Annotated in this window: 16 protein-coding genes and 1 pseudogene; 12 read left to right on the top strand and 5 right to left on the bottom strand. The window is 73.2% G+C overall.

Translation table 11 applies throughout. From position 1 onward, the window contains the following. Positions 1 to 7: 7 nt before the first annotated feature. Positions 8 to 550, bottom strand: a complete 543-nt coding sequence (locus AC07DC_RS10355; protein WP_478913728.1) for a GNAT family N-acetyltransferase — start codon at positions 548 to 550, stop codon at positions 8 to 10. Between the two features lie 119 nt (positions 551 to 669). On the opposite strand from AC07DC_RS10355, the gene AC07DC_RS10360 reads away from it, so the two are divergent. The 3 genes from AC07DC_RS10360 (at position 670) to AC07DC_RS10370 (ending at position 3,232) form a co-directional block, all read left to right on the top strand. Then, entirely contained in the window at positions 670 to 1,224 is a 555-nt protein-coding gene (locus tag AC07DC_RS10360; RefSeq protein ID WP_478913730.1) for a GtrA family protein, read from the top strand. Positions 1,225 to 1,344: 120 nt separating this feature from the next. After that, on the top strand, positions 1,345 to 1,854 hold the full coding sequence (locus tag AC07DC_RS10365; RefSeq protein WP_478913731.1) for a SigE family RNA polymerase sigma factor: 510 nt from the start codon (positions 1,345 to 1,347) through the stop codon (positions 1,852 to 1,854). A gap of 88 nt (positions 1,855 to 1,942) precedes the next feature. Beyond that, positions 1,943 to 3,232 (top strand): hypothetical protein, encoded by a 1,290-nt coding sequence (locus AC07DC_RS10370; RefSeq protein ID WP_478913733.1) that lies wholly within the window; start codon positions 1,943 to 1,945, stop codon positions 3,230 to 3,232. A gap of 57 nt (positions 3,233 to 3,289) precedes the next feature. On the opposite strand, the gene AC07DC_RS10375 is transcribed toward AC07DC_RS10370, so the two are convergent. Next, a complete protein-coding gene (locus AC07DC_RS10375; protein WP_478913735.1) occupies positions 3,290 to 5,818 on the bottom strand; it encodes an ABC transporter permease in 2,529 nt (842 codons plus the stop codon). A gap of 140 nt (positions 5,819 to 5,958) precedes the next feature. Here AC07DC_RS10375 and AC07DC_RS10380 point away from each other — a divergent pair, with 140 nt between their 5' ends. The 6 genes from AC07DC_RS10380 to AC07DC_RS10405 all read left to right on the top strand — a co-directional run bounded on the left by AC07DC_RS10380 (position 5,959) and on the right by AC07DC_RS10405 (position 16,229). Beyond that, on the top strand, positions 5,959 to 6,591 hold the full coding sequence (locus AC07DC_RS10380; protein ID WP_478914102.1) for a response regulator: 633 nt from the start codon (positions 5,959 to 5,961) through the stop codon (positions 6,589 to 6,591). Positions 6,592 to 6,866: 275 nt separating this feature from the next. Next, on the top strand, positions 6,867 to 7,112 hold the full coding sequence (gene tatA, locus AC07DC_RS10385) for a Sec-independent protein translocase subunit TatA (RefSeq protein WP_478913737.1): 246 nt from the start codon (positions 6,867 to 6,869) through the stop codon (positions 7,110 to 7,112). Positions 7,113 to 7,229: 117 nt separating this feature from the next. Then, a complete protein-coding gene (locus tag AC07DC_RS10390; RefSeq protein WP_478913739.1) occupies positions 7,230 to 8,282 on the top strand; it encodes a PucR family transcriptional regulator in 1,053 nt (350 codons plus the stop codon). A 184-nt stretch (positions 8,283 to 8,466) separates the two neighbouring features. Further along, positions 8,467 to 9,165, top strand: coding sequence for a hypothetical protein (locus AC07DC_RS10395; protein ID WP_478913741.1), 699 nt, complete (start codon positions 8,467 to 8,469; stop codon positions 9,163 to 9,165). A gap of 100 nt (positions 9,166 to 9,265) precedes the next feature. Further along, positions 9,266 to 11,314, top strand: a complete 2,049-nt coding sequence (locus AC07DC_RS10400; RefSeq protein ID WP_478913743.1) for an SPFH domain-containing protein — start codon at positions 9,266 to 9,268, stop codon at positions 11,312 to 11,314. A gap of 40 nt (positions 11,315 to 11,354) precedes the next feature. Then, complete coding sequence (locus AC07DC_RS10405; protein ID WP_478913745.1) at positions 11,355 to 16,229, top strand: DNA repair ATPase; 4,875 nt, start codon at positions 11,355 to 11,357, stop codon at positions 16,227 to 16,229. Here AC07DC_RS10405 and AC07DC_RS10410 read toward each other — a convergent pair. Beyond that, complete coding sequence (locus tag AC07DC_RS10410; RefSeq protein WP_478913746.1) at positions 16,226 to 16,813, bottom strand: phosphatase PAP2 family protein; 588 nt, start codon at positions 16,811 to 16,813, stop codon at positions 16,226 to 16,228. The two genes, AC07DC_RS10405 and AC07DC_RS10410, sit on opposite strands and share 4 nt — an antisense overlap. Then, positions 16,810 to 17,544, bottom strand: a complete 735-nt coding sequence (locus tag AC07DC_RS10415) for a DedA family protein (RefSeq protein WP_478913748.1) — start codon at positions 17,542 to 17,544, stop codon at positions 16,810 to 16,812. Before AC07DC_RS10415 ends, AC07DC_RS10410 begins: the two co-directional genes overlap by 4 nt. Before the next feature lie 114 nt (positions 17,545 to 17,658). Here AC07DC_RS10415 and AC07DC_RS10420 point away from each other — a divergent pair. The 3 genes and pseudogenes from AC07DC_RS10420 to AC07DC_RS10430 all read left to right on the top strand — a co-directional run. Next, positions 17,659 to 18,024, top strand: a pseudogene (locus tag AC07DC_RS10420) (BlaI/MecI/CopY family transcriptional regulator); the annotation flags it as partial. A gap of 101 nt (positions 18,025 to 18,125) precedes the next feature. Continuing rightward, positions 18,126 to 19,085: a M56 family metallopeptidase gene (locus AC07DC_RS10425; protein WP_478913750.1), complete on the top strand. Its 960-nt coding sequence runs from the start codon at positions 18,126 to 18,128 to the stop codon at positions 19,083 to 19,085. Between the two features lie 72 nt (positions 19,086 to 19,157). After that, positions 19,158 to 20,408: a DUF2786 domain-containing protein gene (locus AC07DC_RS10430; RefSeq protein WP_478913752.1), complete on the top strand. Its 1,251-nt coding sequence runs from the start codon at positions 19,158 to 19,160 to the stop codon at positions 20,406 to 20,408. 27 nt (positions 20,409 to 20,435) lie between these two features. On the opposite strand, the gene AC07DC_RS10435 is transcribed toward AC07DC_RS10430, so the two are convergent. Next, positions 20,436 to 21,995 (bottom strand): vWA domain-containing protein, encoded by a 1,560-nt coding sequence (locus AC07DC_RS10435; protein WP_478914104.1) that lies wholly within the window; start codon positions 21,993 to 21,995, stop codon positions 20,436 to 20,438. Between the last annotated feature and the right edge of the window lie 347 nt (positions 21,996 to 22,342).

Genomic DNA, 22,342 nt, shown 5'->3' on the forward strand with positions numbered 1-22,342 from the left:
GGCTCCGCTAATCCGCGAGGCTGCGGCTCCACGCTTCCAGCACCGAAGGGTCGCGCGGGCGCCGGATCTCACCGTTCTTCTCCCAGCCCCACTCCCGGTACGCGGCCAGCGCCGGGGGGTTCGGAGTCTCGACGAGCACGGCGGCCACGGCCGCGTCGCTGCGCGACAGCAGCATGTCCTGCAGCCGGCCCGCGACCCCGAGGCGGCGGTGGGAGGGGAGTACCAGCAGCTCGACGACGGCGAAGACCTGGCCGGAGGCGGTGTGCTCCTCCAGGTCCTGCGGGACACCGCCGACGAACCCCTGCCACCACTCTCCGTCGCGATCTGGAGGAAAGCCGTATGCGAAGCCCACTAGCGCCGGGTCGCCGGCGATCGTCATATCGAAGCCGGGGTGCTGCACATGCTCCGCGAAGCGCCGCAGAAAGCTCTGCCGGCTGTGGAACTCCTCGCCTTGAGCGCCGCGGTAGGACTCGACGTAGAGGTCCGCGAAGGCCTCCCGTTGCGCCTCGGCCTGCCACCGGCTCAGACGCCGTAGAAACACCTCTGTCATGCATTCCTCCTGCGATCACACCCATCGTGACAGCTCGGCGGGCACCGTGTCAGCGGGCGGTCAGTGACCGGTCAGCGGAAGTCAGCGCGCTGTCAGTGGGGTACGGGAGTCTTGGAGGCATGAAGACCACGGGGAGCATCGAGCGGAGCACCGACCACCCAACCGGCAGGACCGGGCCGATAGCGGCCTTCGTGCGGTTCGTCGTGTGCGGCGGGGGCGTGGGGCTGCTGTCCAGCGCCGTCATGCTGCTGCTGTCGGGCCGGCTGCCGCTGGTGCTCGCCAACGCCCTGGTGACCGTCGCCTCCACCGTGCTGGCCACCGAGCTGCACGGCCGCTTCACCTTCCGGGCCGGACGGGCCCAGCTGAGCGACCACATCAAGTCCGGTCTCACCGCCGCGATCTGCTACCTGTTCACCACCGCGGCGCTGCTCGTGCTGCACGCGGTGCACCCGAACCCGGGTCCGCTGCTGGAGCAGAGCGTGTACCTCTCGGCCTCCGGCCTCGCCGGTGTCGGCCGCTTCGTCGTCCTGCGGGTCATCGTCTTCGCCAAGGGCGGCAGCAGGACGGCCGACGTCGCCGGCGCTTCCGTTGCCACCCCGTCCGCCGCCCACGGCCGCCCTGCCCTCCCCGCTGCCCCGGCTCTCGGCCAGGGATCGGTCGCGGTCGCCGCGTAAGTTCGGAGGTTCGGAGAGCTCCGGAGTGCTTTCGGAGAGCTTGCGGAAATCCTTCCGAGCCGTGAAACATTCAGGCACCTCTGGCGCGTCAATGAGGTGTACACGGCGAATGGGGGGTTCATGCGGCAGGCGCAAGTGGACGGCTATCTGGACTTCGCCGCGAACCGCGCCGGACATCTCTTCCGTTCGGCATGCCTGCTGACCAGCGGTGACACCCACCTTGCCGAGGATCTCGTACAGGAGACCCTCGGCCGCATGTATGTCGTCTGGGGGCGTGCCTCCAAGATCGACAACCCGGCCGGCTACGCCCAGACCGTCCTGGTGCGGTCCTTCCTCTCGCACCAGCGGCGCCGCAGCAGCCGCGAACGCCCCACCTCCGACGTTCCGGACGTGCCGGGTGCGGCGGGCGTCGACACGACGCTGCGCCTGACGCTCCTCGACGCGCTCGGCCGGCTGTCGCCCAAGGACCGCGCGGTGCTGGTGCTGCGGTACTGGGAGGACCGCAGCATCGAGGAGACCGCCGACGCGATGCGTGCGACGTCCAGTTCCGTGCGGACCCGTTCCGTCAGGGCGCTGGCGAAGCTACGGGACCTGCTCGGCGGCACCCTCGCTGAATTCGCCGCGAACTGACCCCTGACAACTGATCCCTCCTCGACGCCGCGCACCACGCCAACACCGCAAGCCATACGCCGCACGCCATACGAAACGGTGGTTCCCCATGCCCTACGACCCCTTCGCGCCCTCGGATCCCTTCGAGGAGGACCTCGGCCATGCCATCCGTGGCACCGCCGACACCTTCTCCACCGACAACAGGGCGCTGGTGGACGGTGGTGCGGCCCGCGGCCGGGTCATGCGGCTGCGCCGCAGGGCCGCGATCGCGGGCGGCGCGGCGACGCTCACGCTGGTCGGCGTCGGAGGTCTCATGGCGGGCGGGCTGTCGGGTTCGGTCGGACACCATGTCGAGGAGGGGCCGGCGGCCGGGCAGCCGGGAACGTACTCCGTCGCTGTCGCGCCGGGCGAGCGGGTCACCGCGCAGCGCATGATCAACCTGCTCAAGTCGGCGCTGCCACCGGGGACGACCACCGGTGAGCAGGGCCGTGGCACCGGCGGGGACGGGAGCGACGGCCCGGTCGGAGCCCCGTACGCGGAGGTGGTCCTCGACGACGGACACGGCCCCGGACTCGTCAGCGTCAGCCTGAACCACGCACCTTCCGGGCAGAACGCGGACTCCGGAACCCGGTGCCCGGACCGTGTGCACGTGCAGTTCGACTCGTGCGACAGGTCGGTGCTCGCCGACGGCTCCGTGCTGGTCCTGCTCAAGGGTTACGAGTACCCGGACCGCCACGTGGGCACCAAGAACTGGCGAGCCACCCTGACCACCCGCGACGGCCGGGTCGTCGATGCCATGGAGTGGAACTCGTCGGCGGAGAAGGGCGCCCCGGACACCCGGCCCGACCCACCGCTCAGCGCCGCGCAGCTGACCAAGGTGGTGGACATGAAGATCTGGAAGCCGGTGTTCGACGCCCTCGCCCCGGCCAAGACCCCGGTGACTCGGCCGCCCACCGCCGAGGCGAGCGCCACGGTGCCGGGCCCCGCGATCAGCGCCGTCCTCAAGGGACTGATCCCGGCCGGCCTGCACCGCACCGACGCGGACGACTCGGAGGGCTTCGCGCAGGTGACCGTGGACGACGGACACGGCAAGACCCTGATCGAGGTGAACGTGGAGCACTGGCCGCTCAAGGACCCCGACACCCTGACGTTCTTCTCGGGCGCCGAGACGCTCCCCGACGGCACCCGGGTGATGGTCTCCCAGGGTCCGGCGGAGAAGGGCGGAGCCGGCACCGTGCAGTGGGTCGCCCAGATCCTGCGCCCCAACGGCCGGCGGATCGTCGTCGCCGAGCTGAACGCGGCCGGCTACCACCAGCCCGCCACCCGGACCGCGCCGGTGTTCACCATCGACCGTCTCAAGGCCATGGCGCTGAGCCCCGACTGGAAGAAGCTGGATTGACCACCAACTCCCCTTCTCCCACCAACTCCCCTCCTCCCACCAACTCCCCTCCCGCGCCTACTCTCTTCCTCCCGCCAGTTCCACCGCCCGCCCGCGCAGGGCCAGGCGGGCCGGGATCACCGCGGCGGTCACGGCGAGCAGCGCGCACACCGCCACCGCGGCTCCAGTCGTCGCCCAGGGGACGACGACCGGCGCCGGTACGGACAGCACGGCCAGCGCGGCCTTGACGCCCAGCAGGTTCAGGCCGGCGACGCCCGCGCCCAGGGTCGTGCCCACCGCGACGATGAGCAGCGCCTCGGCGGCCACCATGCGCAGCACCTGGCCGGTGGTGGCTCCGGCGAGGCGCAGTACGGCCAGATCGCGAACGCGGTCGGCGGTCGCCATGACCAGGGTGTTGGCCAGCGCGATGGCCGAGTAGAGCAGCGCGATGCCGAGCACCAGCAGGTAGCCGGTGCGGGTCTGCCGGCTGGTGGCCGGGTAATGCGCCGCGAGCCACTGGTCCTTGCTCAGCACGTGCCCGCCGCCGGGCGCCACGGCGGCCCGGAGCGCGGCGGCCGCGGCAGTCCTGGTGGCGTCGGTACCCGGCCGGAGCCGGACGTCGATCCGGTCGGGGGACGATCCCGGCGCGTTGAGCGGGGTGACGTAGGCGCCGTTGTTGCCCGTGCCGGTGCGCAGCATGGCGGCGATACGGAGCGACGTCCTGCGGCCGTCGCCGAGCCAGACGTCCACCTGGCTGCCGAGGGTGTGCTCCGGCCACTCCTCGTTGACGACGATGCTCCGGTCGTCGAGATCGGTGACCCGGCCGGCCGTCACCGGGAGGGTCGTCACGGCGGCGAGTGCGGCCGGGTCCGCGGCGTGGGCCTCGTCCTTGACCAGCGCCACACCGTCCTCCAGCCGGTACACGCTGGTCGGTGCGATGGCGGCCGCGTCGAGTCCGGGCAGTTGCCGGACCCGCGCGAGGGTCGCCGGGTCGAGGCCGCCGCCATCCGCCGTCACGACGAAGTCGGCCGCCGAACGGCCGCGCGTCTCCGCCGCCTTGGCCGCGTTGACGGTCGCGGTCACCCCGAGCAGGGACCCGGCCAGGGCGACGGTGATCAGTACGGGCGCGGCGACGGCCGCCGTGCGCCGCACACCGGCCAGCACGTTCTCCCGTACGAGCCGGCCGGCGACGCCCGGCAGGCGGGCGGGCAGCCAGGCCAGCGCCTTCGTCAACGGTCCCACCACGACGGGTGCGAGCAGCGCGAACGCCGTGATCAGCAGCATCGGTTGGGTGGTGTACATCTTGCGGTGCAGCGCATCGGACGGGTCGGTGAGCAGCTGCCGGACCAGCAGGCCGAGGCCCGTCAGCAGCAGTCCGCCGCCGGCGACCCAGCGCCCGGCCGTCATGGTGCGGCTGTCGACCGAGGCCTCGCGCAGCGCCTCCATCGGGCCCACGCGCCCTGCCCGGCGGCTCGCCGCCCAGGCGCCCGCGAGCGCGACGCCGAGCCCGGTCCAGAACGCCGTCCAGTACGGCCACGCGTAGTCGTCGATCGTGAACCAGGACGGTGCGACGTCGGCGTCCACCAGCCACGCCGCGAGCCTCGGCGCCCCGAACCGTCCCAGGACGCACCCCGCCGCCGAAGCGACCGCGCCCACCACCGCGGCCTCGACGAGCACCAGCCGCCGGATCTGCCGCGGCGCGGCACCGGCCGCACGGAGCAGCGCGAACTCCCGCCGCCGCTGCGCCACCGCGAAGGCGAAGGTCGACGCGACGACGAACACCGACACGAACCCGGTGACCCCGCCGGCGGTTCCCAACAGCGCGTTCATGGTCGTCAGCGCCTTGCTGTCCCGGTCCGGATCGGGGTCGGCCCGCCGCCGGTCGTCGCCCGTGAGGACGTCCATGTCCCCGGGCGCGGAGCCCCGCACCGCGGCAGGGTCCGCGTACACCACGAGGTTGTCGATCCGCGGGGCCAGCCGCGCCGCCTCGGCGTCCGTGAAGAACACCGCGTGCTCGAAGCCGGATCCCGAGCCGGATCGCGAGCCCGTGTCCGGCGTTGTGGCCACCGCCGTGCCGACGACCGTCCGGGCCCTGTTGCCGCCGTCCGGAGTGCGCAGCTTCACGCGGGCGCCCGGTACGGCCCATCCGCCGGTCGTCACGATCTCGTCTGGGGTCGAGGGCGCGCGGCCGGCGGTGAGCCCGTACAGGGTGAAGGCCGCTGCCGACCAGGCGTGGCCGACCGTGCCGGCCGGTGCGCTGCCCGCTACGCCGTCCGCTTCGCCGTCCGCTTGCACCGGGAACGTACGGTCCTGGACGGTGCGCCCGAGCCGGGACAGTGCGGCGGCGGTGGCCGCCGGTACCGGCCGGGGGTGGTCGAGCCGCTTCTCGCGCACTCCGTGCGCGGTGGCGACCCGCAGGGTGTCCGTGCCGCGCACCACCACCGGGGCCGCGGCGAATCGCTCGGGCGCCCGGTGCGGGGCGTCGAGGGTGGAGGCCAGCGCCAGTCCCATCGTCGCGATCAGCCCGACGCCGAGCGCGAGGGCGACGAAGCTGCCGGTGAACGTGGTCCAGCGGGCGCGGAGCGTGCGCAGCGCGATGTTCAGCATGCGCTCAAGCCAACCGGCGGCGGGCCGCGCGCACAGCAGGGCAGAGCGGAGTCCTCGGGTATGCCTGGCCCTACCCCGGGCCCTCGGGCCGCGCCGCTGCGACTGGCAGAATCCAGCGCGTGGAACGAGAACTGCGCATCGTGCTCGCCGAGGACAGCGTCCTGCTCCGCGAGGGGCTCGTCGGCCTGCTCGCGCGCTTCGGGCACCGGGTCGTCGCGGCGGTCGGGGACGCCGAGGCGCTGAAGGCGGCGGTGGCCGAGCACGACCCGGACATCGTCGTCACCGATGTGCGGATGCCGCCCGGTCTGCAGGACGAGGGCCTGCGCGCCGCCGTCGCGCTGCGCGAGCAGCGCCCGTCGCTGCCGGTGCTGGTCCTGAGCCAGTACGTGCAGCACAGCTACGCCGCCGAGCTGCTCGACTCGGGCGACGGGTCCGGCGTCGGCTATCTGCTCAAGGACCGGGTGGGCCAGGTCGAGGAGTTCCTCGACGCTCTGCGCCGGGTCGCGGACGGCGGCACCGTCGTCGACCCGGAGGTCGTACGCCAACTGCTGCGCCGCCGGCGCGATCCGCTGGAGCGGCTGTCCGCACGGGAGCGCGAGGTACTGGGCCTGATCGCGGAGGGCCGGTCCAACGCGTCGATCGCCCGTGAGCTGGTGGTCTCCGAGGCGGCCGTCGGCAAACACATCGGCAGCATCCTCAGCAAGCTGGACCTGCCGCCCGCCGAGGAGACCCACCGCCGGGTACTGGCGGTGCTGGCCTTCCTGCGGGCCTGATCGGGGCCTGAGCACGGGCTGATCGGCGCCTCACCAGAACCTGACCAGCGCCTGACCAGGGAGTGGAGCGTCCTCGGAACGGACTCGGAACGGACTCGGAACGGACTGGGAGCGCACTCCGAGCGGCCGCCGGTGTCATCGGAGGTATGCCCAGCCTTTGCCGATGCTTTGAGCACCGAGGGGCTGATTGGACGCACGTCCGGGTGACAATGCGACAGTCGACGCATATCTCCAGGCCTACGCCTGGCCCATCTCTACGCGAAGCGAGGATTCCCGTGTTGCGAAACGGGCTGGAACCGTGGCACCTGATCGTGGTGGCGCTGGTTCTGATCATGCTGTTCGGTTCCAAGAAGCTGCCCGACGCCGCCCGCGGCCTGGGTAAATCCATGCGCATCCTGAAGTCCGAGGCGCGTGCGCTGAAGGCCGACGACGCCGCCGCGAACGCGACCGCCGCCACCACGGCCACCCCTGCGGACGCCAAGCCGAGCCCGACAACCGAGGCGCACTCCCACACCTCGTAGCGGGTCCGCACTTCCGGATTCCGGCAGTCTTGATAGGTTCTTGGCGCCCGGAAGTCGGCAGCATGCGGGAGTGGCGGGGGTCGCGCAGTGGCAGCACGGGGCATACCGCCCGAGTACGTGAACGGCTATACGGAGCTGCTGGCCGACATATCCCGCAGCGGCCGCGCGCTGCGCCGCGACGAGCGTGAGGCCCGTCGTGAGCTGGGCGAGCGGGCCGCCGACGCGGGGTACGGCCTGCGGGAGCTGGTGGACGCGTATCTGGGTGCCACCCGCCGGTCCTGGTCGGCGCTGCCCGGCGTCGCCGACGCCCGCAGCGCGGCCGATCTGCGGCACGTCGGCGAATCCGTCCTCGCGGCCGTGGAGGCCGGAGTGGCGGCGCTCGCCGAGGGGCACGAGCGGTCGCACCGGCTCGCTGTCCGCAAGGAGGAAGTCGCCCGCCGGGAGTTCGTCGACGATCTGCTGTACGGGCGCAGCGACCCGGGACGGCTGGCCGAGCGCGCCGAGCGCTTCGGTCTGCGGCTGGCGGGCCGCCATGTGGTGGCCGTGGCCACCGGTACCGAGGCGTACGACGACGCCCATCCCCTCGTCCACCGCGTGGAACGGGACCTGGCCGGACGGTTCGGCGACCACGATGTGCTGCTCGCCACGAAGGGCGGCCGGTTCGTGTGCATCGCGCCCACCGCGGAACAGGCCGTCCTGGACGCCTTCGTCAAGCTCGCCGGCGAGGTGCGGGTGGCGCTGGGCCGGCCCCATGGGGGCCCCGGCGGGGTGGTCCGGAGTTACGAGGAGGCGCTCAGCGCCCTCGACCTCGCGGATCGACTCGGTCTCGCAGCCCGCGTCCTGAACTCCGCGGACCTGCTCGTCTTCCCCGTCCTCATGCGCGACCGCGCGGCGATGGCCGACCTCGTACGGGCGGTGCTCGGCCCGCTGGAGGAGGCACGCGGCGGCGCTCTGCCGTTGCTGCAGACGCTGGGGGCGTACGCGGCGGCCGGTTATGTCAGCGCCGAGGCCGCGCGCCGGCTCGACCTCAGCGTCCGGGCGCTCAGCTACCGCCTCGAACGCATCGCGGCCCTCACCGGGTTCGACCCCGACGACGCCCTCCAGCGCTACACCCTGGAGACGGCCGCGCTGGGCGCCCGCCTGCTGGGCTGGCCGGAGCAGGAGCTCTAGTCCGAGCGGTGGACCCTGCACGGCAACGCGCCCTGTGGCCGGGCTCGTTGAGGTGGTCGGCCCGGGGGCGTTAGTAGGACGTCAGAGGCGCGTCAAGATTGCCGGGATCGGGCAGTGTGGCCGCTCGGCACCCGGTGCCACCATCTCCGTGACGGGCGGTTGGGAAACGGGGGAGGTCAGTGCCATGGGGGAGTTCGTGAGGACTGCGCTGGCGTTCCCGACCGTCCTGTTCAGCTTCGCGCTCGTGGTCGTCATCGGCTTCTGGCTGCTGGCGCTGCTGGGCGGCGTCTCCGCCCACGGCCACGCCGGACACACCGGAGCGGGACACGGGGGGCACGCGGGTCACGGGGGGCACGACGGCGGGCATGGGGTCGGCCACCACACCAGTGGCCACCACACCAACGACCACGGCGGCGAGGGCCTGTTGGCGGCCGCCGGGCTCGGCGGGGTGCCGGTCACGGTCGTCCTGTCGCTGCTGACCGCCGTCGCCTGGTTCGTGAGCCTGGCCGGCAGCGCCCTCCTGGCCGGCGCCGGGTCGCACGGGCTCGTCCACGTCCTGCTCGGCGTCGTCGTCCTCGCCGCGGCCCTGGCCGGCGCATGGTCCGCGACCTGGGTCCTGGTGCGGCCGCTGCGCCGGCTCTTCCCGGAGGTGTCGCCGCCCTCGCGGCAGGACTTCGTCGGAAGCCTCTGCGTCATCCGCACTGGGCGGGTCGGTACGGACTTCGGCCAGGCCGAAGTCACCGCGCCGGACGGCTCGTCCGCGGTCGTACAGGTCCGGCAGACCGGTGAGGACGCGTTCGCCTCGGGAAGCACCGCACTCCTCTACGAGTACGAACCGGCCGGCGAGTTCTTCTGGGTCGCCCCCTTCGACCCGATCACCTGATCCGCACCTCCACCCCGTTCCTCACCTGACACGTGTCCGACGACACGTGACACCCAGTCATGTCCCCTACCACCACACACTCTTCGACTGAGGATCCGCCATGGATGCCACCGCCATCGGGATCGGCGTACTGATCGCCGTCCTCCTCCTCATCGCGCTCGGCGTGGTGTTCACCGTCAGCCGGCTCTTCCGCAAGGTGGAGCAGGGCCAGGCGCTGATCATCTCCAGGACCAAGCACGTGGATGTCACCTTCACCGGCGCCGTGGTGCTCCCGATCCTCCACAACGCCGAGCAGATGGACATCTCGGTGAAGACGATCGAGATCAAGCGCACCGGCCGCGAGGGGCTGATCTGCCAGGACAACATCCGCGCCGACATCCACCTGACGTTCTTCGTGCGCGTGAACAAGACCACCGAGGACGTCATCAAGGTCGCCCAGGCGATCGGTACGGCACGGGCGAGCCACCAGGAGACGCTGCAGGCACTGTTCGCCGCCAAGTTCTCCGAGGCGCTCAAGACCGTCGGCAAGCAGCTGGACTTCGTCGACCTCTACACCCAGCGCGACCACTTCCGCGACCAGATCATCCAGGTCATCGGTACCGACCTCAACGGCTACCACCTCGAGGACGCCGCGATCGACTTCCTCGAGCAGACCCCGATGACGCAGCTGGACGCCGCCAACATCCTGGACGCGCAGGGCATCCGGAAGATCACCGAGCTGACCGCCATCGAGCACGTGCGCACCAACGAGTTCCAGCGCACCGAGCAGAAGGAGATCACCCGGCAGAACGTCGAGGCCCGCGAGACCATCCTGGAGCTGGAACGGCGGCAGGCCGAGGCCGAGATCAAGCAGCGCCGGGAGGTCGAGACACTCCGTGCCAAGGAGGAGTCGTCCACGATGCGCGTCCAGGAGGAGGAACGGCTCGGCTCGCAGGGCGCGTTCATCCGCACTGAGGAGCTGCTCGGCATCCAGCGGGAGAACCAGGGCCGCGAGATCGCCGTGGCCCAGAAGAACCGTGAACGCGTCATCGCCGTCGAGAACGAGCGGATCGAGAAGGACCGGCTGCTGGAGGTCATCGCCCGCGAGCGCGAGACGGAACTGTCCCGGATCTCCAAGGACAAGGAGGTCGAGGCGGAACGCCGCGAGGTCGCCGACGTGATCCGCGAGCGCATCGCCGTGGACCGCACCGTCGCCGAACAGGAGGAGAGCATCAAGGCGCTGCGCCTGGTGCAGGAGGCGGAACGGGAGCGGCAGGCGCTCGTCGTGCGGGCCGAGGGCCAGGCGCAGGAGAAGCTCGTCAAGGACATCAAGGCCGCGGAGGCGGCCGAGCAGTCCGCGACCCACCGGGCGCGCGAGGCCGTGACCATGGCCGAGTCCCGCAGGCAGGCGTCCGAGCTGGACGCCCAGGCCAAGATCCGGCTCGCCGAGGGCATGCGGGCGGAAGCGGCCGCCGCCGGGCTCGCCGACGTCGAGGTGCGCGAGCGCAGCGCCGAGGCGATCGAGAAGGTCGGGCTCGCGGAGGCGGCCGTCTCGCGGGAGAAGAACACCGTCGAGGCCGAGGGCATCGGCCGGCGGCTGAAGGAGGAGGCCGCGGGCCTCACCGACAAGGCCGCCGCGATGGCCGCACTCGACGACGCCTCGCGCGGCCATGAGGAGTACCGGCTGCGGCTGGCGGCGGAGAAGGACATCAGGCTCGCCAGCCTGGACATGCAGCGCCAGGTCGCGGAGGCCCAGGCCACGGTGCTCGCCACGGGTCTGGAGTCGGCGGACATCAGCATCGTGGGCGGCGAGAGCGTCTTCTTCGACCGGGTGGTCGGGGCGATGTCGCTGGGCAAGAGCGTCGACGCCTTCGTGGAGAGCTCCGACGCGGTCAGGGCACTGGCCGGGCCGTGGCTGGACGGATCGGCGCGCTTCACTGAGGACGCCACCCGGGTGCTGGGCTCCCTCGGGAGCGGCGGGGTCCAGAACCTGACGGTGTCCGCGCTCCTCATGAAGCTCATCGCGTCCGGCGGCCCGCAGTCCGGCGGACTCCAGCAGCTGCTCGACCAGGCCAATTCGTTGGGCCTGGGCCAGTTCCCCCTGGACGCGCTCGGCGGGGCGGTCGCCACCCCGGTCAACGGTGCCAAGCCGGTCGCGGCACACAACTGAGCAGCACCACACGCACCACACGCACCTACGCACCACACCGATGAGTGAACGAGGCTGGGAAGTGTCTGAGACCCGGATCGATGCCGGTACCTACGAGGTCCTGCGGGACCGGCTGGCCGCGTCGGCCAGGACGCTGGCGGTGCGTGCCGAGGCGCTGAACGCGCGCCGCCAGGAGGTGTTCGGCTCGGCCGAACTGCGGCTCGCCGGCACCGACCGGATCAGTACCGGCAACGCCTGCGTGCCGTGCGACATCGCGCCCGTCGGCGAGCGGCTGCTGTTCGGCGCCAACCCGGCGCCCGGCAGCGGGGCGGGCGGCGGGGCCGGGGAGAGCATCGCCGTCGGCGATGTGCTGAGCGTGCGGGGAGAGCCCGTTCCCGGGCTGCTCGACGACCCGCGCTTCGTCCGGGACTTCGACGAGCTGTACCGCTACTACCGGCAGACGCGGCTGACGCGGCTGCGCCCGCTGGACGGCCGGCTGCTGGCCGTCTTCAGGACCGGGCCGGCCGTCGACGACGTCCGCGTGCTGCGCTGGCGGCTGTCGGCGGACGGTTCGGCGACGTACCTCGACGCGCGTGGCGAGCGTGACCACGTGGTGCCGCCCGCACACGACTTCACCTGGACGGAGACGACCCGCGACGACCATGTCGCGGGCATCCCCGGCACCCCCGGTGTCCAGGGCCGCGAACCGCACATCGCGCTGCCCGGCGGGGTGTCGGTCTCGGCGGTGGGCGGCACGCTCACCGTCAACGACCACACCGAGCCGGTGGACGAGCCGTTGCAGTCGCTGGCCGACGCGGAGGTGGCGTACGCGGTTGTCGGGCCGCTGCTCGTGCTGCGGGTCCGCCCGTACAACGAGACGGCGTGGCGCCATCTGGTCGTCCACACCCGCACCGGGGAGGTGGCGCGGCTCGACTCGATCGGGCAGGCGTGTCGCCGGCTGCCCGAGGAGCAGGGGATCATCTTCCCCGGCGGCTACTGCCTCGCCACGGGCGCGATGCGCACCTTCGACGACTTCGACGACGTGGACGACCTGGACGGCGACACGGACTCCGGCGGCCTCCTCTTCGAGCGGCTGGTGCGCTCGGCGAACGGCGAGGACCTGCTGTACGTCTTCCACGCCGCCGCCACGGGGCGCCGCCTGCTGCTCCCGTACAACATGATCAGCATGGCTGTGGCGACGCCGATCCGGACGCACGGCTACGCGCTGTTCGAGGACGGCATGCTCGTCACGATGCGGGCGGCCGGCGACGAGCCGACCCGCGTGCACCCGCTGCACCGCTGGCAGACCCCGTACCTGTCCGACGCCTACGCTGCCGCGCAGCCGGTCGGCACCGGGCCGCTGGAGCGGATCGGCAACCCGGATCTGGTGCGCGGAATCTCCGACTGCCTGGCGGTGGCCGGTACGGTCGCCGACACCGCGCCGGCCACCGCCGTCTTCGAGGCGCTGGCCGCCACGTGCGCGCGGGTCCTGGACCGCTACCACTGGCTCGGCGAGGCCGAGTTGGGGGATCTGCGCGGCCCGCTGGAGGAGGTGCGGGGCACCGCCGAGCAGGTGCTGGCCGAGTACGAACAGGTGCAGTCGCTGACCGCGCGGGCGGCCGAAGCCGTGGAGGAGGCGGCGGCCCGCATCACCGCGGTGGTGCGGCGGGCGCGCGGCGAGGCCCCGAAGTCGGCCACCGACTGGGTGGACCACCTGTCGGAACTGCGCGCAGGACAGGGCAGGTTGGAGACGCTGCGCGAGCTGCGCTACGCCGACCTGGACCGTATCGGTGAGCTGGCGGCGACCCTGGACGCCGATCTGACCGCGGCCGCCCACCGGGCCGTCGCGCACCTCTCCCGCGAGGACGCGTTCGCCGACTACCGGGAACGCGTCGAGCGCGCGTGTGCCGAGGCGGAGGGCATCGCGGTCGTCGCCGACGCCGTACCGGTCGCGGAACGGCTCGCCGAGCAGGCCGCCGCGCTGGAGACCGTCACCGGGATCGTCGGCACCCTGGAGATCGCCGACGCCACCGTCAGGACCGGCATCCTGGCGCGGATCGCCGATGTGCTCGGCGGCGTCAACCGTGCCCGAGCGCTCCTCGACGCCCGCCGCCGGGAGCTCCTCACCAGTGAGGGCCGCGCCGAGTTCGCCGCCGAACTCGCCCTGCTCGCCCAGTCCGTCAGCAGTGCCCGCGCCGTCGCCGAGACGCCGGAGGCGTGCGACGAACAGCTCGGGCGGCTCCTCGTCCAGCTGGAGAACCTCGAAGCGCGGTTCGCCGAATGGGACGAGTACCTGGCCGAGCTGGGCACCCGGCGCGAGGAGATCTACGAGACGTTCTCCGCGCACCGGCAGACCCTCAACGACGAGCGGGCCTGGCGCGGCGAGCGGCTGGCGGGGTCCGCGGCCCGCATCCTCGACGGCGTGCGGCGGCGCGCGGCGGCCCTGGCGACGCTCGACGAGATCAACACCTACTTCGCCTCCGACCCCATGGCCGCCAAGGTCCGCAAGGTCGCCGACCAGCTGCGGGCCCTCGGCGACCCGGCCCGCGGCACCGAACTCGACGGCCGTCTCGCGGCGGCCCGCCAGGACGCGGGCCGCGCGCTGCGCGACCGTCTGGACCTGTACGAGACGGGCGGTGCGGCCATCCGGCTCGACCGGCACCGTTTCGCGGTCAACACCCAGCCCCTGGACCTCGCACTGGTGCCGCACGAGGGCGGGCTCGCGTTCACCGTCACCGGCACGGACTACCGCGCTCCGGTGCGGGACGCGGCCTTCGCCGCCACCCGCCGCTTCTGGGACCGCCCGCTGGTCTCCGAATCCCCCGACGTCTACCGCGCCGAGTACCTGGCGGCGACGCTGCTGCCCGACGTCCCGCCGGGCGCGGACGCCGACGAGCTGACGGCCCTGGTACGTGCCGCCACCGCGGCCCGGCTCGACGAGGGATACGAGCGCGGCGTCCACGACCACGACACGGTCACGCTGCTGCGCGCGCTCCTCGACCTGCACTCCACGGCGGGGCTGCTCCGCTACCCCGCGGCCGTCCGCGCCGCCGCGCAGCTGTTCTGGACGTACGGCCCGGACGCCGGCGCCCGCGCGGCGTGGACCGTCCGCGCCACGTCCCTGAGCCGGGCCCGCGGCCTGTTCGGTCCCGCGCCCGCGCTGGCCGCGCTGGCGGCCGAACTGGCCGCCGCGGCCGGTGCGTTCCTGGAGCGGTCGGGCCTCGACGACGTGCTCGGGGCGCAGGTCCCGGCTGCGTCCGTGCTGCCGCTGGTGGGGGAGTACCTCGTCGAGGAACTTGCCTTCCCCCGCGCCGGGTTCGTCGGCGGGGCCGCTGCGCGCTCGCTGCGCGAGCGGTTCGTGGGGGCGCTCGGCGGGCCGCAGGGCGTCCCGTACAAGGAGTTCGCGGACGATCTGCAGGCGCTGGGCGAAGACATGGCCGCCCGCTACCGGCTCGCAGAGGCCTGGCTGGGGAGTTTCGGCGGGGGTTCCGGCGAGGGTTCCGGCGGGGGTTCCGGCGAGGGCGAGGACCAGGCGGAGGCGGTGACTGCGCTGGTGTGCGGGGACGAGCTGACGCGCTACGAGTCGCAGGCCACCCTGTCGGCGACCGTCGGCGGCCTGCTCGGTGCGCATCCGCGGATCGACGGCCGGTCGATGACCGTCCGGCTGGACGAAGTGCTCGCCAGGACCGGGCGGTTCAGGACCGAGGAGGTGCCGGCGTACCGCGCCTACCAGCGGGACCGCGCCGCGCTCGTGGCGGCCGAGCGGGCACGGCTGCGGCTGGAGGACTTCCGGCCGCGCGCGCTCAACGGGTTCGTGCGCAACGGGCTGCTGGACGAGGTGTATCTGCCGCTGATCGGCGACAACCTCGCCAAGCAGCTCGGCACGGCGGGCACAGCGGGCTCAGGTGTGGCGGGTCACGGCGAGCGGACGGACCGGATGGGTCTGCTGATGCTCATGTCGCCGCCCGGCTACGGCAAGACGACGCTGATGGAGTACGTGGCGAGCCGCCTCGGCCTGGTGCTGGTCAGGGTGGACGGGCCCGCGCTCGGCAGCGCTGTCACCTCCCTCGACCCGGAGCGGGCGCCGGACGCGACCGCCCGCCGCGAGGTCGAGAAGATCAACTTCGCCCTGGAACTCGGCACCAACACGCTCCTGTACCTGGACGACATCCAGCACACGTCTCCCGAACTGCTGCAGAAGTTCATCCCGCTGTGCGACGCCCAGCGCCGGGTCGAAGGGGTGCGGGACGGCCAGGCGCACAGCTACGACCTGCGCGGCAAGCGCTTCGCGGTATGCATGGCGGGCAACCCGTACACCGAGTCGGGACGTGTCTTCCGCGTCCCCGACATGCTCGCCAACCGGGCCGACGTCTGGAACCTCGGCGACGCCGTGACCGGCCGCGAGGCGCTGTTCGAGCTCAGCTATCTGGAGAACGCCCTCACGTCGAACGAGATGCTCGCCCCGCTGTCCGCCCGCGACCGTGCGGACCTCGAACTGCTCGTCCGGCTCGCCGGGGACGATCCGACGGCGCGCGCCGACCGTCTCGTCCACCCCTACGAGCAGGGCGAGTTGGACCGGATCCTGGCCGTGCTGCGGCATCTGCTGCGGGTGCGCCGCACCGTACTGGCGGTGAACGCGGAGTACATCGCCTCCGCCGGACGGGCGGACGCTACGCGCACGGAGCCGCCGTTCCTGCTGCAGGGCTCGTACCGGAACATGAACAAGCTGAGCGAGCGGATCGTGCCGGCCATGAACGAGGCCGAAGTGGAGGCCGTGATCGACGACCACTACCGCGCGGAGGCGCAGACGCTGGCGGCGGGCGCGGAGGCGGCGCTGCTGAAGCTCGCCGCACTCCGCGGCCGGCAGACCGCGGAGCAGGCGTCGCGCTGGGCGGAGGTGAGGGCGGCTGCCGTGGCCGCGACCGGCAGCGCCTAGGCCGCTCTGAGCAGCGGCTTCAACTTCGTACCGCGCAGCCGCTCGACGGCCGGGGCGGCGCGGTGCGCGTGCAGGACGATCGGCCAGCCGACCAGGGCGCCGACGATCACACCGGCGAGCACGTCGTGCGGGTAGTGCACCCCGATCCAGACCCGGGACGCGGCCATGAGCAGCGCGGCGGGCACCGCGATGCCGGCGAGCCGCCGGTCGATGAGGAGTATGGCGACGGCCGCCGCCGCGGCGATGGCGGCGTGGTTGCTGGGGAAGGACCAGTCGCCGGGTGCCGGGCAGGCCTCGACGGTGACGGTCTGCAGCACCTGGCACGGCCGCCGCTCGTCGAAGACCGTCTTGATCAGGTCGTTCACGCCGTAGGCGACGACGACGGCGACCGGCACGGACAGCGCTGTCGCCATCCGGGCCGCGTCGCCCTGCCGGGCGCGCCACCAGGCGATGAGCATGAGGACGGCGAACAAGCCGAGCCCGTAGTCGCTCCACACCTGGATCACGGTGTCGACCGGTCGCGGTACGCGCTGGGCTAGATCGGTGATCCAGGTGTAGAGGCCCGCGTCGATTCCGGAGTTCACAGGCCCTCCGGGGCGTTGGTGCCGGGCTCGGCCCCCGGCCCGGTCCTCGTGCCGGCCGCCTTGACGCGGGCCCGCGAGCGGTACAGCTCCAGCGCGAGCGGCGTGAGCGAGACGATGACGATGAGCGCGACCATCGGCAGCAGGTACTTGTCGACGTGCGGCACCGAGGAGCCGAGCGCGTAGCCGCCGAGCACGAGGCCGACGGACCAGACGAGGCCGCCGATGATCTGCCACACGGTGAAGGTGCGCGCGGGCACGTTCAGCACGCCGGCCATCGGATTGAGCACGGTCCGTACGACGGGAACGAAGCGCGCCAGCACCACGGCCTTGGCATGCCCGTACCGTTCCAGCAGCTCGGCGGCGCGGCCGACGCCGTCGTGCAGATGGGGATTGCGGATCCGGGCGAGCAGCGGCGGCCCGCCCCGCCGGCCGATCCAGTAGCCGGTCTGCGCCCCGGCCAGCGCCCCGGCGGCCGCGGCGAGGAGGACCTGCCAGAGCGAGAGATGCACCACATCCGACGCGCCGGGCACGCACAGCAGGCCGGCGGTGAACAGCAGCGAGTCCCCGGGCAGGAAGAAGCCGATCAGCAGGCCGGTCTCCGCGAACAGCACGACGGCGATGCCGATCGCGCCGAACGTCGCCAGCAGATCGTGGGCGTCCAGGACGTTGACCGCCAGCGGTACAGCCTGGGGAACGGCGTCCAGCAAGGGTGTGGGCAGGGGCAGGGGCATTGGCGGAGGGCCCTCCCATAATGGGCTGCGGGGGCGAGCTGCGCCGCACCCGGCCGACTACAGTCGCGTAGACGGTCTACAGCACTGTAGACGAACCAGGTGGAAGGGGCGTTCATGCCAGAGACACATCCGGCGCGCCGCCCGCCGGGCGAGCTGGAGGCGAGCGTCCTGGCGGCGCTCTGGGCCGCGGAAGGACCGCTCACCCCCGCCGACGTCCAACGCGACCTCGGTCGCGCCCTCGCCCGCACCACGGTCACCACGATCCTGGCCCGGCTGTACGACAAGGGCACCGTCACCAGGACCAGGTCGGGGCGCGGCTACGCGTACACCCCCACCCAGGACTCACCGGGCCTCGCTGCCCGGCGGATGCGCACCGAGCTGGACAAGGAGCAGGACCGGGAGACCGTGCTGGCCCGCTTCGTGTCGCAGCTGAGCCCCGACGACGAGCAGCTGCTGCGCGCCCTCCTGGACGACGCGGAGCCGGACGGCCAGCCGGAGGGGGAGCCGGGCACGGAGTCGGGCGTGGAAGCGGGCGTGCGGGTTCGCGGTGGGGAGCGCGGTTCCGGGCGGGGCGGCTCCCGGTGAACCCCGACGTCATTCCGCCGCTGCTGATGCCGCTGCTCGCGGTGCCCGTGGCCCGCCGGCTCGCGGCGTCGCTCGCACCGCGCGCCGCCGCCTGGCTGCTGGCCTGCACGGCCGCCGTGCTGGCCGCGAGCAGCACCCTGGCGCTGGCCCTGCTGGCCGCCCAGGGCGCCCTGCTGCTGCCGCCGGTGGCCGAGCTGGGCCATCTCACGCTGCCGCTGCTCCGCGCCGGTTCCGGCGGCCTCGCCGGCTTCGGCAGCGCGCGGATGACCGTTCCCGCCGCCTGCGTCGCCGCGGCGCTGCTCGCCCTCAGCGCGGGCGCGGTGACCCTCGCCGGCCGTCGCTACCGCGCCGAAATGGCCCGCGCCCGCGCCGCCACCGGCGCCTGCGTGCCCTCCGGCGAGCTCGCCGTCCTGCAGGACAGCGACCCCGACGCGTACGCCCTGCCGGGGCGCCCCGGCAGGATCGTCGTCACCACCGGCATGCTGCGCGCGCTGCGGCCCGGCGAGCGCGAGGCGCTGCTCGCCCACGAGCGCGCCCACCTCGCCGGCCACCACCACCGCTTCATCGTCGTCGCCGCGCTCGCCGCCACCTGTCACCCCCTGCTGCGCGGGCTGCAGGCGCCGCTCTCGTACGCGCTGGAGCGCTGGGCCGACGAGTCCGCCGCCTCCGCCGTCGGTGACCGCCGGCTCGCGGCCCGGGCCGTCGGCCGAGCCGCCCTCGCGGCCCGCACCGTCGGCTCGGCCCGCCCCAGCCTCGCGCTCGCCGCCACCACGGGTCCCGTCCCGCGCCGCGTCGCGGCCCTCCTGCACACCGCACCGCCGACCGGACTGCGCCAGGCCCGCGGGCCGCGCATCGTGGCCGCCCTGCTCGCCGGCTGCCTCCTGCTGTCCGCGGCCGCTGCCGTCGAGGGCGCCACCGACCTCCACGAGAGCGTGGAGACCGCCCAGGGCGAGTAGGGCTGTCCTCTCTCCCGCAGAATTGACGTGTGGGAGAGCTGAAGGACGAAGCGGCGGACGGCGGAGAACGACGTGGAAGACGTGATCGAGCGGGCGTACCTCCGCGCGCTCAACGCGGCGGACGCGGACGCCGAGGACGCCGTCGACCTGAGCGCATCGGCGCTCGCCGCCGCCGGCGGTTCCGGTCCTGACGCCTCGGGCGCCGCGAACAGCGCGCTGCTCGCGCTCACCGACCGGCTCGTACGGTCCTGCTGGACCCGTGGCTGGCAGCCCGCCGACGTGGTGCGCATCGTGCGCCGGCGGCTCACCGACGGGCACGCCCGCCTCATCGCCGACCTGATCACCGCCGAGGCCAGCACGGCCCCCGCGGGCGCCGCGCCGAAGGACCCGCGCTGGGCCGCCCAGCTGGCCGAGCTGGCGGCGACCGGCCCGTGGAACGGCGACGGCACCCTCCTCGGCGCCCACGGCCGCCGCGAACGGCTCGACGGCTTCTCCGCCGCCGTCTCCGTCCTGGAACTCCTGCGGCTGCTCGGACGGCTGCCCCGCATCACCCCGGTGACGGCGCCCACGACGGCGGCGGGAGCTGCCGCCGATCGGCACGCGGCCCCCTTGCTCGGGCGGATCCGCGCCCTGCTCGCCAAGGCCGAATCCACCGACTTCCCCGAGGAGGCCGAGGCTCTCAGCTCGAAGGCGCAGCAGCTGATGGCCCGGCACAGCATCGACGAGGCCCTCATCGCCTCGGATGCGGGCGCGGGCGGTGCCGACGGTCCCGGGGCGTGCCGTATCGGCATAGACCAGCCTTACGAAGGCGCCAAGGCGCTGCTCCTCGACGCCGTGGCGGCGGCCAACCGCTGCCAGGCCGTGTGGGCGGGCGACTTCGGCTTCTCGACGGTCGTCGGCTTCGAGCCCGACCTCGAAGCCGTCGAGCTGCTCTACACCTCGCTGCTCGTGCAGGCGGACGCCGCCATGCTGCGCAGCCCGCAGGCCGGGACCGCGGGCGCCGCGAAGGGCGCGGGGAAGAGCCGCAACGGCAAGGCCCGGAACGGTGGTTCGCGCTCCAAGGACTTCCGGCAGTCGTTCCTGATCGCCTACGCGGGCCGCATCCGTGAACGCCTCGCCGACGCCACCGAGCAGGCGACCCACGAACCCGACCTCCCGGCGGAGCGCCTCCTGCCCGCGCTCGCCGCGCGTGATGTCGCGGTCCGCGACACCACCACCCGCATGTTCCCCACCACCACCTCCCACCGACTCAAGGGCCGTGACCACGAGGGCTGGACGCACGGCACGGCCGCCGCCGACCGCGCCGTACTCGGCGGCCCGTAGCGCCTTCAGCGCCGCCCGTCCGGTCCGTCAGCCCGCCAGCCTCCGCGCCTGCGAGACGGCCTGGGAGAGTTCGCGGACGGCCGGGTCCTCGGTGCTGCCGGCCAGGCTGGTGGCGTGCTCGGCGAGGTCCGACAACCCCGGGGCGCCGGGGAGCCGGTCGGCGTCGCCACGGTTGCGCAGCCAGTCGGCGAAGTAGGCCGCCAGGGCGTCGACCTGGAGGCGCTTGGGGGCGGCGGTCCACAGCGGGGACCTGAGCGCGGAGGCCTCGACCGTGGCGGACTGCTCGTGCGGAGCCCGGGTGGACGGGTCGAGCCACCGGACGGTTGCGGTGGCGACATGGCCCGAGGCCCCCGCCTTGAGGTGGACGGCGTACAGGGCCGTGACGGTGTGCCCGGGGCCGACCTCGCCGCCGTCCACCGCGTTGTTGCGGAAGTCGTCGTCGGCGACGGCCCGGTCGTCGAAGCCGATCAGCCGGTAGTCGCTGACGGTCTGCGGGTCGAAGGCGACCTGCGCCTTGGCGTCGCGGGCCCTGAGGTCCACATTGGCGGGCAGCTGCTCGGTGAAGAGCTTGCGGGCCGCTTCGGGCTCCGAGACGTAACTCGTGTGCCCGTCGCCCTTGTCGGCGAGCTGCTCCATCAGCTTGTCGCCGTACTGGCTGCCCACGCCAACCCCGAACAGGGTGATGCCGTGCTCGCGCCGGGCGCTCCCGATCCGGTCGAGGATCGCGGCCGCGGTGGTGTCACCGGAGTTGGCGAGGCCGTCCGAGAGCAGCACGACGCGGTTGGTGACGCCGGGCCGCGCGGCCTTGACCGCCTCGTTGTAGCCCGCCTGCACGCCGGCGGCGAGGTTGGTCTCGTCGCGCGGCTCCAGGCCGTCGACGACCGAGTGGATGTGGCCGCGACTCCCGATGTCGCCCAGCCGGGTCATCGGCAGTTCCACCCGCGCCTCGCCGCTGAAGGTGACGATCGCGAGGGAGTCGTCGGCGGGCAGGGAGTCGATGGAGCTGCCGAGGGCCTGCTTCACGAGGTCGAGCCTGCCGGGCTCGGCCATCGAGCCGGAGACGTCCACGACGAACGTCATGGCGGCGGGCGGCCGGCTCTCGCTCTGCGCGGAGCGGGTGGCCAGACCGACGCGCAGCAGCGACCAGCCGCTCCCGCCGTCACTGCCCCCGCCGCTGGTGCGGGCGCCGTCGGTGGTGACGGAGAATCCGTCGCCCTCGGGCTGCGGGTAGTCCTGCCGGAAGCTGTTGACGAACTCCTCCGGCCGTACGGTGTCGGCGGCGGGCAGCCGGCCGGCGGTCAGGGTGCGTCGGGCGTAGCCGTACGAGGCGGTGTCGACGTCCAGGGCGAAGGTGGACAGGTAGTTGGGCACCGCCCGGCTGCGCTTCTGCGCGCCGTCGGTGCTGTCGCCGCCCTCGGCGTTGGGTACCACCGACGCGGCCGGTCCACCCTTCGGGTTCGCGTTCGGAGGCGCGGGCGCCGGCCGCACGGGGGCCTTGTCGGCGCTGCCGTTCCGGGACGCGTCGGGGGTGCCGTTGCTGCACCCGGCGAGCAGCAGCCCGCCGGCGACCACCGCTGCCACGGCCATCCGGCGCGCGTTCCCGAACCGGTTCTCGTGCCGGTTCCCACTCCGCGTCTCGTACCGCGTCTCGTACCGCTTCTCGTAACGCGTCTCGTACCGCTTCTCGTACCGCTTCTCGTACCGGTTCTCGTGCCGCGTCATGCGATTCCCCCACGGACTCGTCGGCCTTTGCCCCTGTGACGAACGCGGGCCCGTGCCGGAGGCATCGGAGGAATTGCGGAAGCGTCTCGATGGGGCAACGGCCGGGCGGTATGCCCCCGGCCGTCCCGACCCGTCCCTGACCCATCCCCGTCGGGTGCCGTTGCGCGCCCCGCGGATCCGGCCGGATCGGTCGCCTCCCACTAGTAGACACG

Source organism: Streptomyces sp. NPDC045021, from assembly GCF_056432645.1.

Bases quoted from the DNA above. Each gene is read 5' to 3' on its own strand.
- AC07DC_RS10355 (WP_478913728.1), bottom strand. From the start codon at position 550: ATGACAGAGGTGTTTCTACGGCGTCTGAGCCGGTGGCAGGCCGAGGCG.
- AC07DC_RS10360 (WP_478913730.1), top strand. From the start codon at position 670: ATGAAGACCACGGGGAGCATCGAGCGGAGCACCGACCACCCAACCGGC.
- AC07DC_RS10365 (WP_478913731.1), top strand. From the start codon at position 1,345: ATGCGGCAGGCGCAAGTGGACGGCTATCTGGACTTCGCCGCGAACCGC.
- AC07DC_RS10370 (WP_478913733.1), top strand. From the start codon at position 1,943: ATGCCCTACGACCCCTTCGCGCCCTCGGATCCCTTCGAGGAGGACCTC.
- AC07DC_RS10375 (WP_478913735.1), bottom strand. From the start codon at position 5,818: ATGCTGAACATCGCGCTGCGCACGCTCCGCGCCCGCTGGACCACGTTC.
- AC07DC_RS10395 (WP_478913741.1), top strand. From the start codon at position 8,467: ATGGGGGAGTTCGTGAGGACTGCGCTGGCGTTCCCGACCGTCCTGTTC.
- AC07DC_RS10400 (WP_478913743.1), top strand. From the start codon at position 9,266: ATGGATGCCACCGCCATCGGGATCGGCGTACTGATCGCCGTCCTCCTC.
- AC07DC_RS10405 (WP_478913745.1), top strand. From the start codon at position 11,355: ATGAGTGAACGAGGCTGGGAAGTGTCTGAGACCCGGATCGATGCCGGT.
- AC07DC_RS10415 (WP_478913748.1), bottom strand. From the start codon at position 17,544: ATGCCCCTGCCCCTGCCCACACCCTTGCTGGACGCCGTTCCCCAGGCT.
- AC07DC_RS10435 (WP_478914104.1), bottom strand. From the start codon at position 21,995: ATGGCCGTGGCAGCGGTGGTCGCCGGCGGGCTGCTGCTCGCCGGGTGC.